10 protein-coding genes, 3 tRNA genes and 3 rRNA genes are annotated in these 18,474 nt (G+C 60.7%); 1 reads left to right on the plus strand and 15 read right to left on the minus strand.

Annotation, left to right across the window (positions count from 1 at the left end; translation table 11 throughout):
* From EN969_RS01405 to EN969_RS01475, 15 genes are all read right to left on the minus strand, one after another.
* A partial coding sequence (locus tag EN969_RS01405; RefSeq protein WP_245467405.1) for an FGGY-family carbohydrate kinase occupies positions 1-1,358 on the minus strand: 1,358 nt, incomplete at its 3' end.
* Positions 1,359-1,380: 22 nt separating this feature from the next.
* Entirely contained in the window at positions 1,381-2,199 is an 819-nt protein-coding gene (locus tag EN969_RS01410) for an aldolase (protein WP_024504448.1), read from the minus strand.
* Positions 2,200-2,213: 14 nt separating this feature from the next.
* The gene (locus EN969_RS01415) at positions 2,214-3,911 is read right to left on the minus strand and encodes a glycerol-3-phosphate dehydrogenase/oxidase (RefSeq protein WP_063169060.1); all 1,698 of its coding nucleotides are present in this window, start codon (positions 3,909-3,911) and stop codon (positions 2,214-2,216) included.
* A gap of 20 nt (positions 3,912-3,931) precedes the next feature.
* On the minus strand, positions 3,932-4,927 hold the full coding sequence (locus EN969_RS01420) for an aldo/keto reductase (protein WP_063169061.1): 996 nt from the start codon (positions 4,925-4,927) through the stop codon (positions 3,932-3,934).
* On the minus strand, positions 4,924-5,904 hold the full coding sequence (locus tag EN969_RS01425; RefSeq protein WP_024504451.1) for a sugar-binding transcriptional regulator: 981 nt from the start codon (positions 5,902-5,904) through the stop codon (positions 4,924-4,926). The genes EN969_RS01420 and EN969_RS01425 overlap by 4 nt, the downstream gene beginning before the upstream one ends.
* A 25-nt stretch (positions 5,905-5,929) precedes the next feature.
* A complete protein-coding gene (locus tag EN969_RS01430; RefSeq protein ID WP_224674565.1) occupies positions 5,930-6,853 on the minus strand; it encodes an ABC transporter permease in 924 nt (307 codons plus the stop codon).
* 76 nt (positions 6,854-6,929) lie between these two features.
* Positions 6,930-8,465 carry a sugar ABC transporter ATP-binding protein gene (locus EN969_RS01435; protein WP_063169062.1) on the minus strand — a complete coding sequence of 512 codons (1,536 nt, stop codon included), beginning with the start codon at positions 8,463-8,465 and terminating at the stop codon, positions 6,930-6,932.
* 93 nt (positions 8,466-8,558) lie between these two features.
* Positions 8,559-9,590 (minus strand): substrate-binding domain-containing protein, encoded by a 1,032-nt coding sequence (locus EN969_RS01440; RefSeq protein ID WP_127224204.1) that lies wholly within the window; start codon positions 9,588-9,590, stop codon positions 8,559-8,561.
* Positions 9,591-10,258: 668 nt separating this feature from the next.
* Positions 10,259-10,335 (minus strand) — tRNA-Met (locus tag EN969_RS01445).
* Positions 10,336-10,489: 154 nt separating this feature from the next.
* Positions 10,490-10,604, minus strand: a 5S ribosomal RNA gene (gene rrf / locus EN969_RS01450).
* 270 nt (positions 10,605-10,874) lie between these two features.
* Positions 10,875-13,696, minus strand: a 23S ribosomal RNA gene (locus EN969_RS01455).
* A 377-nt stretch (positions 13,697-14,073) separates the two neighbouring features.
* Positions 14,074-14,149, minus strand: a tRNA-Ala gene (locus EN969_RS01460).
* A 49-nt stretch (positions 14,150-14,198) separates the two neighbouring features.
* A tRNA-Ile gene (locus EN969_RS01465) sits at positions 14,199-14,275 on the minus strand.
* Between the two features lie 281 nt (positions 14,276-14,556).
* Positions 14,557-16,041, minus strand: a 16S ribosomal RNA gene (locus EN969_RS01470).
* Together the 16S, 23S and 5S rRNA genes with 3 tRNA genes alongside form the textbook arrangement of a ribosomal RNA operon.
* 198 nt (positions 16,042-16,239) lie before the next feature.
* Entirely contained in the window at positions 16,240-16,584 is a 345-nt protein-coding gene (locus tag EN969_RS01475) for a hypothetical protein (RefSeq protein ID WP_063169063.1), read from the minus strand.
* A gap of 244 nt (positions 16,585-16,828) precedes the next feature.
* Here EN969_RS01475 and EN969_RS01480 point away from each other — a divergent pair.
* Positions 16,829-18,474, plus strand: a 1,646-nt coding sequence (locus EN969_RS01480; RefSeq protein WP_164754936.1) for a M23 family metallopeptidase, incomplete at its 3' end; no start/stop codon positions are given.

Genomic DNA, 18,474 nt, shown 5'->3' on the forward strand with positions numbered 1-18,474 from the left:
CTGTAGTCCGCGAAAATGCCGACGCCGGTGCCCGCCGCGATCGCCGCTCCCAGCGCGCCGGTTTCGCGGCTGCGCGCCACGGTGACGGGCACGCCGAGCACATCGGCGAAAATCTGCGGCCAGACGCTGCTGCGCGAGCCGCCGCCGGACAACACCACCTGGTCGAAATCGGCGCCCGCTTTGTGCAAGGTCTCGACATGGCGCTTGTGCTCGAAGGCGACCCCCTCGAACAGCGCACGCAGCAGATGGGCTCGGCTGTGCCAGCCGGCGATGCCGTAGAAGCCGGCGCGCGCATGGCCATTCTGCTGCGAGCCATAAAGGAAGGGATGATAGATCGGGATGTCGCTGTTGGGATCGACGGACGCCACCAGTTCGCTGCACAATTCGAATGGCGACTTGCCGGCTTCGCCGCCATGTTCGAGGAATTCGCGAACGATCCATTCGAGATTGGCGGCCGAGGTGGCACTGGATTCGATCGCCAGATAGCGCTGGCGATCGAAAGTCGACAGCATGAAGATCGAAGGGTCGCGGATCGGCTTGTCGGTGATGACCTGGTTGATGCTCCAGGTTCCGGCGATGACCGAGGCGGCACCGGTTCTGGTCACGCCCGAACCGACCGCGCTGGCGACGACATCGAACAGCCCGGCAACGACCGGCGTGCCGGCGCGCAGTCCCGTCAGGGCCGCCACCTCCGCGCTGACATGGCCGGCAATGTCGGCCGATTCCAGCACTGGCGGCAGTAGGTCCATGCAATCGCCGAGCCCATAGGCGGCAAGCAGGTCCGGCTCGTAGCGGCGGTCCTGCATCTGCAGCAGGCCGCAGCCCGACATATCTGAAGTATCGCTGCTGCGCGCACCTGTCAGGCGGTTGACGACGAAATCCTTGCACAAGAACACAGTTCCGATGCTGGCAAACAAAGCCGGCGAAAAGCGCTTGAGCCAGGCAAGCAGGGTCGGCGTCTGCGCCGCCCACGGCCGCTGCAGGCAATGTGCGTAGGTGCGGTCGCCGACATTCTGTTCTGCCCATTCGGCAACGATGTCGACGGCGCGTGTGTCGAGCGACTGGATGCCGATCAATGGCGCGCCCGCACGATCGAGCGCGTAGAGCCCGTTGCCATGGCCGGCGCAGCCGATGGCGACGATCTCGCCGGCGTCGATACCGGCTTCAGCGATGCATTGACCAATGACCGAGACCGCATTGCGCCAGAGTTCGTCGAGGTCGCGTTCGACATGTCCGGGCTTTGGCATGGACGAGCGGCCGTCACGGGCGGCGAATGCCAGTTCGCGGCCCGACAGGTCGAAGAGGATGGCCTTGATGACGGTGTTGCCGGCATCGAGACCGAGGATATAGCTTGCCATTGGCGCCTCCCGAGGCCGCAGCCTATGCCTGGTTGTACAGATCCCAGGCTGCGCCGCCATCGGCATCGTCGTGAATGATTGCCATCAGCCCGCGCACGACAGCGCTCGGGTTGGCATGCTGGTAGATGTTGCGGCCATAGACCATGCCAAGCGCACCCTGTGCCATCAAGGCGGCCGACTTGTCGAACACGGCACGCAGATCCTCCTTGCCGCCGCCGCGCACCAGCACCGGGCAGCGCGCCGCCTCGACAACGCGGTGGAAGTCGTTGGGATCGGTGGTCGGGTCGGCCTTGACGATATCGGCACCCATCTCGCGGGCAAGCCGGGTCAAGGTGACGATCTTATCGGCGTCGCCGTCGACCATGTAGCCGCCATGCTCGGTGACCGGCAGCATGGCCAGCGGCTCGATCATCAGCGGCAGGCCGTATTTCTCGCAATCGGCGCGCACGCGGGCGATGTTCTGCACGCATTGCCGGAACAGGTCCGGCTCGTCGGGTAGCATGAACAGATTGACCACGACGCAAGCCGCATCCATCTCGATGGCGCCAAGCAAGGGCTCGGCTTCGTTCTGCAGCACCGCCCACATCGCCCGGTGGCGTATCCTGTTATAGGGATTGCCCATGTCGATGCGCATCACCAGCGCCGGCTTGTCCTTGCCAGGCACGGCCTGCAGCAGGTCGGCCTGGCCGTAGTTCATCTGGATGGCGTCGGGGCCGGCCTTGACCAGCTGGTTGACCACGCTGGCCATGTCTTCCAGCCCGGCAAGGAAACTCGGCTCGTTGCAGACGCCATGATCGATGGCGACGTCGAGGCAGCGGCCGCCGCCGAACAGCCGGTTCATACGGACTTTCTTGTTTACGCGCATAGGGCGCTCCTTTGATGTGTCTGGAGGTCGATGCCGTGCCGGTCGGCCAGCAAGGCGAGGAAGGTCGAGCGCTCGGTGGCAGCCTCGCTGGCGCTCCAGTCCTTGTGCGCCGCCAGCATGTCGAGAACGGCGTTGACGAGGTCGAAGCTGAGACCGCCTGAAATGGCGATGGTGGTGCGGCGCAAGAACAGGTCGGCAAGGCACTCGACCTGCTCGCGCTCGATGATGCGCCCCATCTCGCTTGCCGAATAGTCCGACTGCGGCAGCATCTGTTCGCCCGCCGGGTGCGAAACGAAATCCCTGGCCGACGTGCCATAGCGCTGCAGAAGCGTTTGCGCGCGCTCGACCGTCAGGCCATGCTCGGCGGCGAATGACGCGCACCAGGCGTCCGGGTCGGCCGGAAAATCACGGCCGCCACCGATGGCCATGTCCTGCGTGCCCTGGCTGCGCGCGAGGCCGAGCCGCTTCAGTGCCATGTCGGCGGCCAGCGCTCCAAACGAACGGAAGGTGGTCCACTTGCCTCCGACCATGCACAGTGTCGCCGGCAGGTGCCCGCTCGCTTCTACGAACTCGCAAAAATGATCGCGCGGTATGCGGCTGGTAAAACTGTCCTCGCTGGCGGGCAAGGGTCGCACGCCGGCGAAGCGGAACACGATCTGGTTTTCAGCTACTTTGATCGAGGGGAATACAAAGGCGAGCGACTGCAGGATGTAGCGCTGCTCGTCCTCCTCGCAACGCACCTTGTCCGGATCGTCGACCCGGATGTCGGTCGAGCCGATCAGCACCTTGCCGAGATAGGGAAACAGGATGCAGATGCGCCCGTCCTCGTTCTCGTAATAGACCATATGGCCGCCGAGCGCGTCGAACAGTTCTGCATTGTCGACGATGAGATGCGAGCCCTTGGTGCCGCCCATCATCGTCTGCGCCGCCGCCCCGATGGCCTTGTTGGTCAGGTCGATCCAGCCGCCAGTAGCGTTGATGACCAATTGCGCCCGTACCGGCAGTTGTTCGCCCGTCAGCGTGTCGGTAATGGCGAGGCTATCACCTGTCGACGATACCTGAGCGTAGTTCAAGGCGCGGGCGTTCGCCGCGCTCGCCGTGGCGTCCAGCAGCATCTCCAGGCCGAGGCGTTCGGGCCGGCTCACCCAGGCGTCGTAGTAGGTCGCCGAATTGCGGATCGCCGGATTGATCGCCGGCCATTTTTTCAAGGTTTCGGCGCGGCCCCTGAACCTGTGCGTCGGCATCAAACGCCGTGCGGCGGTGAACAGGTCGTACATGGCAAGGCCGGTCTTGATGACCAGCGCACCACGCCGGCTCGGCCGCCGCGTCAGACCCAGGAAACGCACCGCACCGTTGGCAAGGCCGGAGAAAATGTCGAAGATCGGCACCGTCGTCGGCAACGGGGCCACATAGTGCGGGGCATTCCTCAGCAGCCGGTCACGTTCGAGCAGCGATTCGCGCACCAGTTTGAATTCGCCGTTTTCGAGATAACGCAGGCCGCCATGCACCATGCGTGAAAGGGCGGCACTGGCGCCGCTGCAATAATCGCCCTTTTCCGCCAGCACGACATCGACGCCTTGCAGCGCCAGTTCGCGAAAGACGCTGATGCCGTTGATGCCGCCACCGATGACGAGCACGGCGATATCAGGCCGGTCGCGCAGACCGGCTAACGTATGGCTACGGTTCATCGGGGCTGTTGCCTTTTTTCTCAGGCATCCATCGCAGTGAGATGCGCGGCTGCCGCGGCGTCGATTGCCGCAAGCTCGCCTGCCGCAAGCGTGATCTCCCCGGCCCGTGCATTGTCGAGCGCCTGTTCGGGATTGCGCGCGCCGCACAGGGCGAAGGTGATGCCCGGCTGGGCGAGCGTCCAGGCGATGACGATCTGCGCGGTCGACGCCTGGTGGCTCTCGGCGATAGGGGCGATGGCCTCTTTCAGCTTTGCCACCTTCTGCCGGTTGGCCGTGGAAAAGCGCGGGTTGTCCTTGCGCTGGTCGTCGCCGCCGAATGTGCGGCCGGGGTCGACCGTGCCGGTGAGCAGCCCCAGCGCCAGCGACGAATAGCTGAGCGTGGCGATGTCATGGCGGCGAGTGATCGGCAGCAGGCTGCTCTCGATGTCGCGGTCGATCATCGAATAGCGCTCCTGGATCGCATCGAGCTGGCCGGCATCGATATAATGGCCGAGATCCTCGGCGCTGATATTGCTGACGCCGATGGCGCGGATCTTGCCGGCTGCCTTGAGCTTTTCCAATACCGCCATCGTCTCGGCGATCGGCGTCGTCGGGTCCTGCCAATGGGTGATGTAGAGGTCGATATGATCGGTGCCGAGACGCCGCAGGCTCTGCTCGACCTCATAGGCGATGCCGTCGGCGCCGAGATAGCGATGCACTGGCTTGTCGTCCTGGTCGAAGAAATGCCCGCCCTTGCCCGAATGCCAGTTCAGCCCGCATTTGGTCGCGATCACCACCTTGTCGCGCTTGCCCTTGATGGCGGTGCCGACGATCGCCTCGCTGCGGCCAAGACCGTAGGCCGGCGCTGTGTCGATCAGGCTGAGGCCGGCATCGATCGAGGCTTCGATCGCCCGCACCGACTCCTTTTCGTCGGTGCCGCCCCACATCCATCCGCCAATCGCCCAGGTGCCCAGGCCCACGGCCGACGCCGATATGCCGGACTTGCCGATCTGCCGCTGGATCTGTCGAGAATTCATGCTGCCTCCTGTTCGGCCAGCTCGAGGATCTGGAGCCCCGTGGCCTCGTCCGTGACGATGGTGTCGAGATGATTTCCGCGCATTGCGGCGAGGATCGGCGCGACCTTGCTGGCGCCACTTGCAATGCCGATCGAGCGCGGGATGGTCGCGAACTCGTCAAGCGTCAACGAGACCAGCGAACGGTTGAGCGAGTAGTTGCAAAGCTTGCCCCGGCGATCGATGAGATGGGCGAGCAGCTCGCCTGTTGCCCCGGACTTCTCGATCGCCTGGCGATCGGCATTCGAGGACGGATGCAAATCGTAGTAGCTGGAATCGTCGGTCAGGATGGAGCCGACACCCACCACCGCGACATCGGCCTCGCGCGCCTTGCGAAACACGTCGGCGACGGAGCTGATGCCCATCAGCATCTCGCGCTGCTGCGCGGTGTCCGCAAACAACGGCGCATGGATCTGGTAGGCGCGGCCGCCGAGCTTGTCGGCCATCAGCGAGGCGACGTGGTTGACATCGGTGTAGTGCTTGCCCTGCACCAGCCCGGTGGCGGGAATGATTTCGACGTCGTAGCGGCGCCCCGGCTTGAGACCGGCGACCAGCGCGCTGACGCCCTTGCCGCCGGTGATCGAAATGGTGTCGCCGTCCTTGATGGTGTCGAGCAGCAGCCCAGCCGCCGCCTCGCCGACCCGCTGCAGGGCGGTGTGCGGATTTTCGGAGACCGACGGCACCACCATCGCCCGCTCGATGCCGCCCAGCGCCACCAGCCGCGCTTCCAGGTCGACCAGATGATCGATCGGCGACTTGATCTTGATCTCGACGAGACCGAGCTGGTGACCGCGCTTGATCAGCCGGTTGACGGTCGCGTGCGAGATGCCGAGTTCCCCGGCGATCTCGGCCTGGGTCTTGCCTTCGACATAATGCAGGACAAGCGCCTGGTGCATCTGACGAACAGCGGCGATGTCGTCGCGGGTGTTGGGAGGGGCCATGGTCTTGTTTCGCCGCCTTTGAGGTTCAGGACTTCTTGCGGTGCAGGAAGTGATCGATCGACACCGCTGCCAGCAGGATGCATCCCTTGATCATGTCCTGCCAATAGACCGAGACATCGAGCAGGATAAGCGAGCTCGTCACCACCGACAGCAGAGCCATGCCGAGGATCGCCCCGAAGATGGTGCCCGAGCCGCCATTCAGCGAGGCGCCGCCGATGACGGCCGCGGCGATGATGTTGAGCTCCATGCCGGCGCCGAAGGTCGGCGTCGCCGCGCCGAAGCGCGCCATGTAGATGACGCCGGCCACTCCGGCGAGGGTCGAGCACAGCACCGTGACCCAGAACTTCACCTGATTGGTCCTGATGCCGGAGAACTGCGCGGCCTTCTCGTTGGAGCCGGTGTAGAAAACCTTGCGGAAGGCCGTGGCGCGACGCAGCAGGAAGTCGAAGATCGCCACCACGACGATGAAGATCAGGATGACATAGGGGATGTTGTTGAAACTGCCCTGGCCGATGGCCTTGAAGGCCGGCGGCAAGGTGAACAGCGACAGCGGCGTGCCCTTGGTGACCACCAGGCACATGCCGCGCACGATGACCATGGCGGCCAGCGACGTGATGAAATGATTGAGCCCTATCACGGTCACGAAGAAGCCCATGGCCGCGCCGATCAGCGCGCTGACGCCGATGCCGATCAGGCTTGCCGTCCAGGGATCGAGCCCGGCGAGGAACAGCGCACCCGAGACCACCATCGAGAAACACACGACGGAGCCGACGGAAAGGTCGATGCCGCCAACGATGAGCAGGACGGTCATGCCGACGACGACGATGCCTTCGATGGAGAAGCTCATCAGCATGGCGCGGAAATTGCCCCATGTCAGGAAGTGCGGCGAGGCGAAGCTCATGGCGATGCACAGCGCCAGGATGATGACGATCAGCCCGGCCTCGCGCATCGAGGCGAGGTGAGCGAAGTTGATGCGCCGCCCGGCGGACTTGATCTCGGCGTGCACGAGCGCTTCTCCTGATTCCCTAGGCGACATTCTGGGCCTGCCTTTGAATTGAACTGTCCTGGACGCCCGAGGCGAGCATGATGATGGCTTCTTCACCGAGCTCGCTGGCGGCGAGTTCGCCGGCGATCCTGCCTTCGCGCACCACAAGAACGCGGTCGCACAAGCCAATCAGCTCCGGCAGTTCGGACGAGATGATGATGACGCCGACACCGCTGCCGGCTAGCTGGCGCAGCAGCCGGTGAATCTCGACCTTGGCGCCGACATCGATCCCGCGCGTCGGCTCGTCCATGATGATGACCTTGGGACTGACGGACAGCTGCTTGGCGATGGCAACCTTCTGCTGGTTGCCACCGCTCAGCGTCGACACAGTGGCCTCGATGCCGGCCATGCGCACGCCGAGCCTGCCGGTCAGCTCCCGCGCCTGACGATCCTCGGCCTTGCGGTCGAGCAGGCCGAGGCGCCCGGTGAGCCGGCCGAGGTCGAGCGCCGATATGTTCGCCGCGATCGGCAGATCGAGGAACACGCCGGACCCTTTGCGATCCTCAGAGAGATAGACCAGCCCCGCCTTGACCGCATCGCCATAACTGCGCAGCCGCAGCTGCTTTCCGTCGAGCGCGACGGTTCCAGAGGTCATTGGCCTGAGGCCGCAGACCGTCTGTGCGATCTCGCTGCGGCCGGCGCCGATCAGGCCGCCTATGCCCAGAATTTCGCCAGCGCGAAGCTGCAGATCGACGTCGGCGAAGCGGCGCCCATCGGAAAGCCCCTCGACCGACAGGAGAAGGCGCCCAGGCTCTTGCGGCGCCAGCTTGTCGGGATAGAGCTGGGTGATTTCGCGGCCCACCATTTTGCGCACGACATCGTCGGGTGAAACGGCGGCTATCGCATCGGTCGCCACGTAGCGGCCGTCGCGGAAGACGGTGACGCGGTCGCAGAGCGAGAAGATCTCGGCCATGCGGTGGCTGATATAGACCACCGAAATGCCACGTTCCCTAAGCCCGCGCACGATCGAGAACAGGCGTTGCGCTTCGCTTTCGGTGAGTGCGGCGGTCGGCTCGTCGAGCATCAGCACCTTGCAGTCGAGCGTCAGCGCCTTGGCGATCTCGACGAGCTGCTGGTTGGAAATGGAGAGGTCGGCGACCCTGGTGTGCACCGGAATGGGCGCGAGCAGGTCCATGACCTTCTGGGCGTCAGCGTAGAGCTTCTGGAAATTCATCAGCGGTGCGCGCCGGCTGTTGATCGCGGCCATGTAGATGTTTTCGGCAACCGTGGCGTCCTGGCACAGCGCGATCTCCTGGTGGACAAGCGCGATGCCGAGACGTTGGGCGGCCGCGGGCGAGTGGATCGAAACACGCTCGCCATCGATCAGGATGTCGCCCTCGTCGGGCTGCAATACACCGGCGATCATGTTCATCAGCGTCGACTTGCCGGCGCCGTTCTCGCCGCACAGCGCATGGATTTCGCCGCGCCGCAGCTCGAACCGCACGTCGTTCAGTGCCTTGACCGGGCCGAACGCCTTGGACAGACCGCGGATTTCAAGAATGGGCGACTGGGTCACGCCATGCTCCTGCGATGCTTGCGGGGGAGGAAGGAGGCCGAAGCCTCCTTCCCGGTTGGTCCGGCCTTGTGGAGGCCGGGGCGGCGATCGAGACTATTCCTCGATGCCCTTGGTGCCGCGACGCTTGAGGTACTTGTCCCAGTAGAAGTCGTCCGCATTGTCCTTGGAGACGATGGAGAAGCCATTGTCGACGAAGGGCACGCTCATCGGGTTGAAACCCGAACGCTTGGCGTCGTTCATCGGATCGATCAGGCCGGGATGCTTGGCCATCCACAACAGCATGAAGCCCATATAGCCCTGCATGCCCTGGTTGGGATTGACCGAGCCGAAGATCTCGCCGGCCTTGATCATGTCGAGGATCTTGGCGTTGACGTCGGCGAGCATGACGCGGATCTTGCCGCCGCCTTCCTTGGCGGCCTGGGCAGCACCGATGGCCGAGTTGGCCTCCGGCATGAACACGGCGCCGAGGTCCGGATGCGCCTGGGCCAGGCTCAAAACCGCCTGATAGGCCTTGGTCGGATCCTGGTTCGAAGCGGCGCGGCCGACGAGCTTCATGTCGGGCCATTTGGCTTCCATGCGGGCAACGAAGGCGTTGACGCGCTTGTCGTGGTTGTCCTGGCCGGGATTCTCCAGCACCGCATATTCGCCCTTGCCATCCATCGCCTTGGCAACGGCGTCGGCGGCATAGGTGCCTTCGGCATTGTTGTCGGAGGTGATGTAGGAGACGCGCTTGGAATTCGGCGAGTCGGCGGCGAAGGTCACCACCGCGGTGCCCTGCTCGATGGCGCGGTTGATCGGCTCGATGAACGGATCGGAGTTCATCGGGTGTACCAGTATGCCGGCCGGCTTCTGCGCCAGTGCCTGGTCGAAGGTGGCGATCTGCTTGTTGACGTCGTATTCCGGCGTACCCGTATAGGCGGTCTCGCAGCCGAACTGCCGGCCGGCCTGCTTGAACATTTCATAGACCGGGAACCAGTATTCGACGCCCGAGACCATCACGTTCATGACGTATTTTTCACCCGGCTCGCATTTGAACGGGTTAGGGGTTTCGGCGCGTACCTGCATCGACCCGAAGCAGGTCGATGCAGCCGCCGCGATTGCGAGCGTGCTCAGAAATTTGCGCAAGTTTCCTCCCTTGGCCGAAGCCATCCTCAATGACCGTTGCAGGCACTCAGTGAGCGCTGCCGTATGGATTTGATGATGCCGACCTTCCTCCGAAAGCCGACGATCGGAACATTACAGCCCGGGCGCGCATTGTCAATATAATTCACATAGTGAAATATATTTCATAGCCTACTTCAAGGGGATTCCTACGCTCCGGTCGACGAGGCTGGGCGCGGCCGCCAAGATGCCGTACGGGCTGGGCAAGGCCTTACCGGCCTTTGGCCGCGAAACCGGAGAGGGTGGTGGAATATCCGCACGGGGGCTCGCATGGTACCCTCCCGCCGGCCGCGTCTTTATCGCCTGAAGCCCCCGATCCTGTCTTTGATAGATCTGTTCCGGGCGCAGCGTGACGCTCTCCATATGTCCGCTTGGCCAGAAAGTCGGCTGCAGCTTCGGCTTCGCTTTCGGGGGCCTGAGCCTGGGCAGATCGATGGCCACCCCAGCCGCATATCAAAACGGCGCGCGGGCATTTGTGGCTGGCGGGCTGTTTTTGATGTTGGTTTTGGGGAGAGGATTTGCGTTTTCTGTCTGGCGGCTTGGCTTGGCTGGTTGCGGGCGCCTGATGACAGGCCGGCAGCACAGCACGGCACAAAACAAAAAGCCCGCACGATGGCGGGCTTTTTTGAATTTGGTTGCGGGGACAGGATTTGAACCTGTGACCTTCAGGTTATGAGCCTGACGAGCTACCGGGCTGCTCCACCCCGCGTCAATTTTTGTGTAAGCCGAGGCCTACAGATAGGTATATGGCTGACCAAATGAAAGGGCCGCTTACGCGGCCCGTGATCCCTTGGCGGGCCATTTCATAAAGAGAAGATTTTTCTCCATCCGATTTGGATGTGAGATCAACGTGCGTTTGGCAGACCTGGCAGCGACCTACTCTCCCGCGTCTTGAGACGAAGTACCATCAGCGCTGGAGCGTTTCACGGCCGAGTTCGGAATGGGATCGGGTGCAGCCGCTCCGCCATAACCACCAGGTCGGCAAAACGCACGTTGTTCGAGAAGCTTTTGAGCGAAGGCGCACAAAGAGACATCGGCAGCGGAGCTGTCGGGTGCCTCTCGGGGCTGTTCGCTGGTCTTTGTGTGCCTTTACGGTTCTTGGTCTGGCGCCTTTCGAAGCGAAGCTTCGCAAGGTCGACCGACCGTCGGCGCTGATGCGCCGCACCCACGTAGCGCCGCCCGCAGGGCGGAACAAGCGTGAGTGAGAACAGACCATCTGACTTTGTCAGATGGGCATAAGGAATGAGAACGATCAAGCCGATCGAACTATTAGTACCGGTAAGCTTCAAGCGTTGCCGCTCTTCCACACCCGGCCTATCAACGTGGTCGTCTTCCACGGTTCTCAGGGAATACTCGTTTTAAGGTGGGTTTCCCGCTTAGATGCCTTCAGCGGTTATCCCGTCCGGATATAGCTACCCTGCTATGCGGCTGGCGCCACAACAGGTCCACCAGAGATCCGTCCATCCCGGTCCTCTCGTACTAGGGACAGATCCTTTCAATATTCCTACACCCACGGCAGATAGGGACCGAACTGTCTCACGACGTTCTGAACCCAACTCACGTACCGCTTTAAATGGCGAACAGCCATACCCTTGGGACCTGCTCCAGCCCCAGGATGCGATGAGTCGACATCGAGGTGCCAAACAACCCCGTCGATATGGACTCTTGGGGGTCATCAGCCTGTTATCCCCGGCGTACCTTTTATCCGTTGAGCGATGGCCCTTCCACGCGGGACCACCGGATCACTATGACCGACTTTCGTCTCTGCTCGACTTGTCAGTCTCGCAGTCAGGCAGGCTTATGCCATTGCACTCAGCGAACGATTTCCGACCGTTCTGAGCCCACCATCGCGCGCCTCCGTTACTCTTTAGGAGGCGACCGCCCCAGTCAAACTACCCACCATACATTGTCCCGGACCCGGATAACGGGCCGCGGTTAGACATCCATAGTAATAAGGGTGGTATTTCAAGGGTGGCTCCACCTGAGCTGGCGCCCAGGCTTCAAAGCCTACCACCTATCCTACACATGCCACTACGAATGCCAATGTAAAGCTATAGTAAAGGTGCACGGGGTCTTTCCGTCTAACCGCAGGAACCCCGCATCTTCACGGGGAATTCAATTTCACTGAGTCTATGCTGGAGACAGCGGGGAAGTCGTTACGCCATTCGTGCAGGTCGGAACTTACCCGACAAGGAATTTCGCTACCTTAGGACCGTTATAGTTACGGCCGCCGTTTACTGGGGCTTCGATTCAGAGCTTGCACCCCTCCTCTTAACCTTCCAGCACCGGGCAGGCGTCAGACCCTATACGTCGTCTTGCGACTTCGCAGAGCCCTGTGTTTTTGATAAACAGTCGCTACCCCCTGGTCTGTGCCACCCTCCTCTACTTGCGTAGAAAAGGGTCACGCTTCTTCCGAAGTTACGCGTGCAATTTGCCGAGTTCCTTCAGCATAGTTCTCTCAAGCGCCTTGGTATACTCTACCAGACCACCAGTGTCGGTTTCGGGTACGGTTTATAAGGAGGAGCTATTTCCTGGAACCACGCAGCAGCCCGTTCAATCCGATAAGATTGGACTACCTCAATGATCCGTCACTACCTCCAAGCCCACGAATATTAACGTGGTTCCCATCGACTACGCGTTTCCGCCTCGTCTTAGGGGCCGGCTAACCCTGCTCAGATTAGCTTTAAGCAGGAACCCTTGGTCTTTCGGCGGGGGAGTCTCTCACTCCCCTTACGTTACTCATGTCAGCATTCGCACTTCTGATACCTCCACCACCCCTCACGGGTATGGCTTCATCAGCTTACAGAACGCTCCGCTACCGCTTGGCCCTTGCGGACCAAACCCTAAGCTTCGGTGTATGGCTTTAGCCCCGTTACATTTTCGGCGCAAAGACCCTTATTTAGACCAGTGAGCTGTTACGCTTTCTTTAAATGATGGCTGCTTCTAAGCCAACATCCTGGTTGTTTTGGGATCCTCACATCCTTTCCCACTTAGCCATAACTTGGGGACCTTAGCTGTAGGTCAGGGTTGTTTCCCTTTTCACGACGGACGTTAGCACCCGCCGTGTGTCTGCCGACTAGTACTCCCAGGTATTCGGAGTTTGGTTAGGTTTGGTAATCCGGTGAGGACCCCTAGCCCATCCAGTGCTCTACCCCCTGGGGTATTCGGTCGACGCTCTACCTAAATAGATTTCGCGGAGAACCAGCTATTTCCGAGTTTGATTGGCCTTTCACCCCTAGCCACAAGTCATCCCGAACTATTGCAACAGTTATGGGTTCGGTCCTCCAGTAAGTGTTACCTTACCTTCAACCTGCTCATGGCTAGATCACTCGGTTTCGGGTCTAATGCGACGAACTGAACGCCCTGTTCAGACTCGCTTTCGCTGCGCCTACACCTAGCGGTTTAAGCTTGCTCGTCACACTAAGTCGCTGACCCATTATACAAAAGGTACGTGGTCACCCAGGACGAACCTTGGGCTTCCACTGTTTGTAGGCAATCGGTTTCAGGTACTCTTTCACTCCCCTTGTCGGGGTGCTTTTCACCTTTCCCTCACGGTACTAGTTCGCTATCGGTCATGCACGAGTACTTAGGCTTGGAGGGTGGTCCCCCCAATTTCAGACAGGATTTCACGTGTCCCGCCTTACTCGAGGACGATTGATTGCATTACGCGTACGGGGCTGTCACCCACTATGGCCCTACTTTCCAGAAGGTTCCGCTTGTCTCTCAATCGCCACTGGCCTGGTCCGGGTTCGCTCGCCACTACTTCCGGAGTCTCGGTTGATGTCCTTTCCTACGGGTACTTAGATGTTTCAGTTCCCCGCGTTCGCCACTTTACCCCTATGTATTCAGGGTAAGTTACCTATTATCGATACTTGGAAACCACAGCAGCAATCCGGCCTTGCGACCTTCTGGCTGCTCTGATTTTCCAAGTACCTTAGGTGGGTTTCCCCATTCGGAAATCTACGGATCAAAGGGTATTCGCACCTCCCCGTAGCTTATCGCAGCGTATCACGTCCTTCATCGCCTGTGCATGCCAAGGCATCCACCAATTGCCCTTAAGACACTTGATCGTTCTCATTGCCAATGCCCACCCGCGCAATCCCGAAGGGATTGTCGCTTCAGCCTTCCCCTTACGGAGTTGGCATCCACGCAATTCCAAAGGAATTGTCGCCTGAAGCAGATCCTGTGCGGGATCAAACTTCGATGTCATTGGCACAAAAAGACCAGCTTCTCGAGATCGGTTCGAGGGTGCGGTTAGGCAAGCCCATCATATGCGGGAGATTGAGCGTCTCCCGCGACAAATCACGGCATTACTGCCATGAAGTTCGAACAAATCTTCTCTTTACAATGTCAAACAGAACAAGCGGCAAGCCAGACGCTCACCACAAACCTTTTTTACGAATGACTTTTTTTCTGACACCTCATCTCTACTCAACACCAAAGGTAATGGTGGAGCCGGACGGGATCGAACCGACGACATCCTGCTTGCAAAGCAGGCGCTCTCCCAGCTGAGCTACGGCCCCTGATACCTTTTGTAGAGGAGATAGGAAGCCACCCAGCTTCCATCAGAGATGGTGGGCCTGGGAGGACTTGAACCTCCGACCTCACGCTTATCAAGCGCGCGCTCTAACCAACTGAGCTACAAGCCCTAAGCCCCAAGCGCAGATGGTAGCCGGCATCGAGGCAGAGCCTCGCAAGGCCGACAGGCCGTCGCGGCTCGTGCCGCGCCCTCGCGGAGCGCCAGCACCCGAAGGGTGCGACACGGCGCGCGAGCGCAAATCAAAGTCATTCGCTGAAGAAAGAGAAACGAAGGCGGCAGACCCGCTTAAGGTATGCGCGACGGTCAAAGTGACTCTTTGCCGTCTTGTTCCAAGAGAACCAAAAGGCAGAGGCCCATCAGATGAGCGTTTCCATTAAGGTTCTTCCTTAGAAAGGAGGTGATCCAGCCGCAGGTTCCCCTACGGCTACCTTGTTACGACTTCACCCCAGTCGCTGACCCTACCGTGGTCGCCTGCCTCCTTGCGGTTAGCACAGCGCCTTCGGGTAAAACCAACTCCCATGGTGTGACGGGCGGTGTGTACAAGGCCCGGGAACGTATTCACCGCGGCATGCTGATCCGCGATTACTAGCGATTCCAACTTCATGCACTCGAGTTGCAGAGTGCAATCCGAACTGAGATGGTTTTTGGAGATTAGCTCGACCTCGCGGTCTCGCTGCCCACTGTCACCACCATTGTAGCACGTGTGTAGCCCAGCCCGTAAGGGCCATGAGGACTTGACGTCATCCCCACCTTCCTCTCGGCTTATCACCGGCAGTCCCCTTAGAGTGCCCAACTTAATGCTGGCAACTAAGGGCGAGGGTTGCGCTCGTTGCGGGACTTAACCCAACATCTCACGACACGAGCTGACGACAGCCATGCAGCACCTGTCACCGGTCCAGCCGAACTGAAGGTATCCATCTCTGGAAACCGCGACCGGGATGTCAAGGGCTGGTAAGGTTCTGCGCGTTGCTTCGAATTAAACCACATGCTCCACCGCTTGTGCGGGCCCCCGTCAATTCCTTTGAGTTTTAATCTTGCGACCGTACTCCCCAGGCGGAGAGCTTAATGCGTTAGCTGCGCCACCGACAAGTAAACTTGCCGACGGCTAGCTCTCATAGTTTACGGCGTGGACTACCAGGGTATCTAATCCTGTTTGCTCCCCACGCTTTCGCACCTCAGCGTCAGTACCGAGCCAGTGAGCCGCCTTCGCCACTGGTGTTCCTCCGAATATCTACGAATTTCACCTCTACACTCGGAATTCCACTCACCTCTCTCGGACTCGAGATTGCCAGTATTAAAGGCAGTTCCAGGGTTGAGCCCTGGGATTTCACCCCTAACTTAACAATCCGCCTACGTGCGCTTTACGCCCAGTAATTCCGAACAACGCTAGCCCCCTTCGTATTACCGCGGCTGCTGGCACGAAGTTAGCCGGGGCTTCTTCTACGGTTACCGTCATTATCTTCACCGTTGAAAGAGCTTTACAACCCTAGGGCCTTCATCACTCACGCGGCATGGCTGGATCAGGCTTTCGCCCATTGTCCAATATTCCCCACTGCTGCCTCCCGTAGGAGTTTGGGCCGTGTCTCAGTCCCAATGTGGCTGATCATCCTCTCAGACCAGCTATGGATCGTCGCCTTGGTAGGCCATTACCCCACCAACTAGCTAATCCAACGCGGGCTCATCCATCTCCGATAAATCTTTCTCCCGAAGGACGTATACGGTATTAGCTCCAGTTTCCCGGAGTTGTTCCGTAGAGATGGGTAGATTCCCACGCGTTACTCACCCGTCTGCCGCTCCCCTTGCGGGGCGCTCGACTTGCATGTGTTAAGCCTGCCGCCAGCGTTCGTTCTGAGCCAGGATCAAACTCTCAAGTTTTGAAACTTTGATTGGCTTTTATCTGGTCACGCTTTGAATTGACGAGAACATTCACACCTAGACACTCACGTGTCTTGGTAGACTTTATTCTCTCAAAACGTGTCCGCCAAAGTCTCGTTCGAACCTCATACCCCTGGCGGGATAAGAGGTTCAGCAGGACTCTGCCGCCCACGTTTCTCTTTCTTCATTATTCAATTTTCAAAGAACAGACATCACTTCACGCAATGTCGTGGCCCGCTTCGCTTTTGGCTCCGGGGCCGTCCGAGTGTCGCTTACGCGGCTCTCTTGAATTTCGCTAAGGGCAGGCTTAGAAGCAAACTTCTTCGTCGCCAGCGGCGAGCCGCCCTCGTTCGTGAGGCGTATATAGTCGCCACCAACGACAACTGTCAACACACATCGATAATGTTTTTGAACTTTTTGCGACAGAAATTTCGGACCCGATCTGTCGATAGCCAACTGCCCCAGGGGAACGCTGGCAACATGCGTGGCACGGCCCGGAAGGAGCCCTATTGCCGCCGCATTGCCGTTCGACACCAAAGCCATCGAATGTGGGCGCCGCCGATCGAGCAGCGCCTCTCTTAGGAGCCCTCCTATATAGGAGTGTGCGATGGGCCTTGCGGAGAAGGTACACCGCCCCGCCTGGTAGAGTGCTCTATAGGAGAAGTGCCTGGGGGCAATTCGGTCGGAGCCTGGCGCTTCGTTGACTTCACCTGCCATGACAGGCAAATGTCACGGCCACAACAAAAGCGACAAGCCGTTCCGCCCGGGGAAGAAGCAGCCTTTCTGGATGCCAGACACGGAAGATGTCATAGCCGAACTCGGCAATGAGCCGCCGCTGATCGCGGATGGCCGCAGCGGCCCGCCCGACCGGCGAGAGGTTTCTGCACGCTGGCTGTCGGGAACATTTCTCACTGGCGTGACCTCGAGCGTGTTGATGGGCGTGGCGCTGTTCGCCGCTCTTGACGGCCGCCAGCAGCTGGCCACCCCACCCGAGATCGCCGAGTTGATCAGCCTTGCCGGCAACGGAGATTCCGGCGAAGTCGCCAAGACGACCAGGCTGGTGGCGCCACGTCAGATCGCAAAGGCCAAGGACCGCCGCCGCATGGAAGTGTCGATGGTCACCAAGGTCGGCGACCGCGACGTCATCCACACCATGCCTTTCGTGCAGATCAAGATGGCCCTTGCCGCCGGCCACACCACCAGCCGCGCCTACCCCCCCTTCGACCCGATGCAAGTGTTCGGCGACGACGGCGACGACAATGCCCAGCCGGCGACGGCCTCGGCCGCTTCCGGCCAGATCTACGGCGCCAAGGTCGAAAGCGAGATGAGCCTGAAGACCGTCGATTTTCCGATCGACACGGCTTCCTTCGACGAAAAGAGCGACCTCTCCGCCGACGAGGTGGAAAAAGTGGTGCGCGAGGCCGGCACCGACCTCAGCGACGGCGCCGTGCAGGTCGCTTCGCTCCACTATGTCGATCCGCAGCGATTCGGCGAAGCCTTTGCCGAGAGCATGGCCGGCTCCTACGACGTCAAGATCGTGCCGGAAAACGTCTCGGTGGCGCCGCGAGCCACCGTTGACGACCAGGCGCCGGCTTTCGCCGAGGAAATCATCCCCTTCACCAAGGATCTCGACGTCACCGAGGCTTTTGCTGATTCGGGCTACACAGGGGAAGACGCCACCGGAATGGCCGAAGCCATCGCCAAGTTGCTCAATGCGACGGCGCTCAAGGCTGGAACCGTGCTGCGCGTCGGCCTCGAGGTTCACGGCGATGCCGCCAAGGTCGTGCGCACCAGCGTCTACGACCGGACCCAGCACATCGTCACCATCGCGCTCAACGATCGCGGCCAGTATGTGCCGGCGCAGGAACCGGATCCGAACCCCGAATTGCTGACGGCCTTCGATGATTCGTCGGCGCCGGTGGTGGTGCGCGGCAACCTGCCCAACGTCTATGACGGCATCTACCGCGCCGCCTACTCCTACGGCATGTCCAAGGCGATGACGCAGCGGTTGATCAAGCTGCTGGCGTCCGATGTCGACTTCCAGTCTCGCCTCAGCCCCGCCGACCGCATCGAAGTCCTGTTCTCGCAGCCCGACGGCGACGATCAGACCTCGGACAGCTCCGAGCTTCTCTACGTCTCGGCGACGTTCGGCGGCCAGACCCGCAACTTCTACCGCTTCCAGATGCAGGACGGCGGCACCGACTATTTCGATGAGGACGGTTCGAGCGCCGAGCAGTTCCTGTTGCGCAATCCCCTGCCCGCCGGGAAATTCCGCTCCGGGTTCGGCGCCCGCAGGCATCCGATCCTCGGCTATGTCCGCATGCACACCGGCGTCGACTGGGCAGCACCCATCGGCACGCCGATCATCGCCGCCGGCAACGGCACGGTCGAGAAGGTCGGCTGGGCCGGCGGTTACGGCAAGCAGATCATCAT

It is taken from the genome of Mesorhizobium sp. M7A.F.Ca.CA.003.01.2.1, from assembly GCF_003998945.1.
GTDB lineage: Bacteria > Pseudomonadota > Alphaproteobacteria > Rhizobiales > Rhizobiaceae > Mesorhizobium > Mesorhizobium ciceri.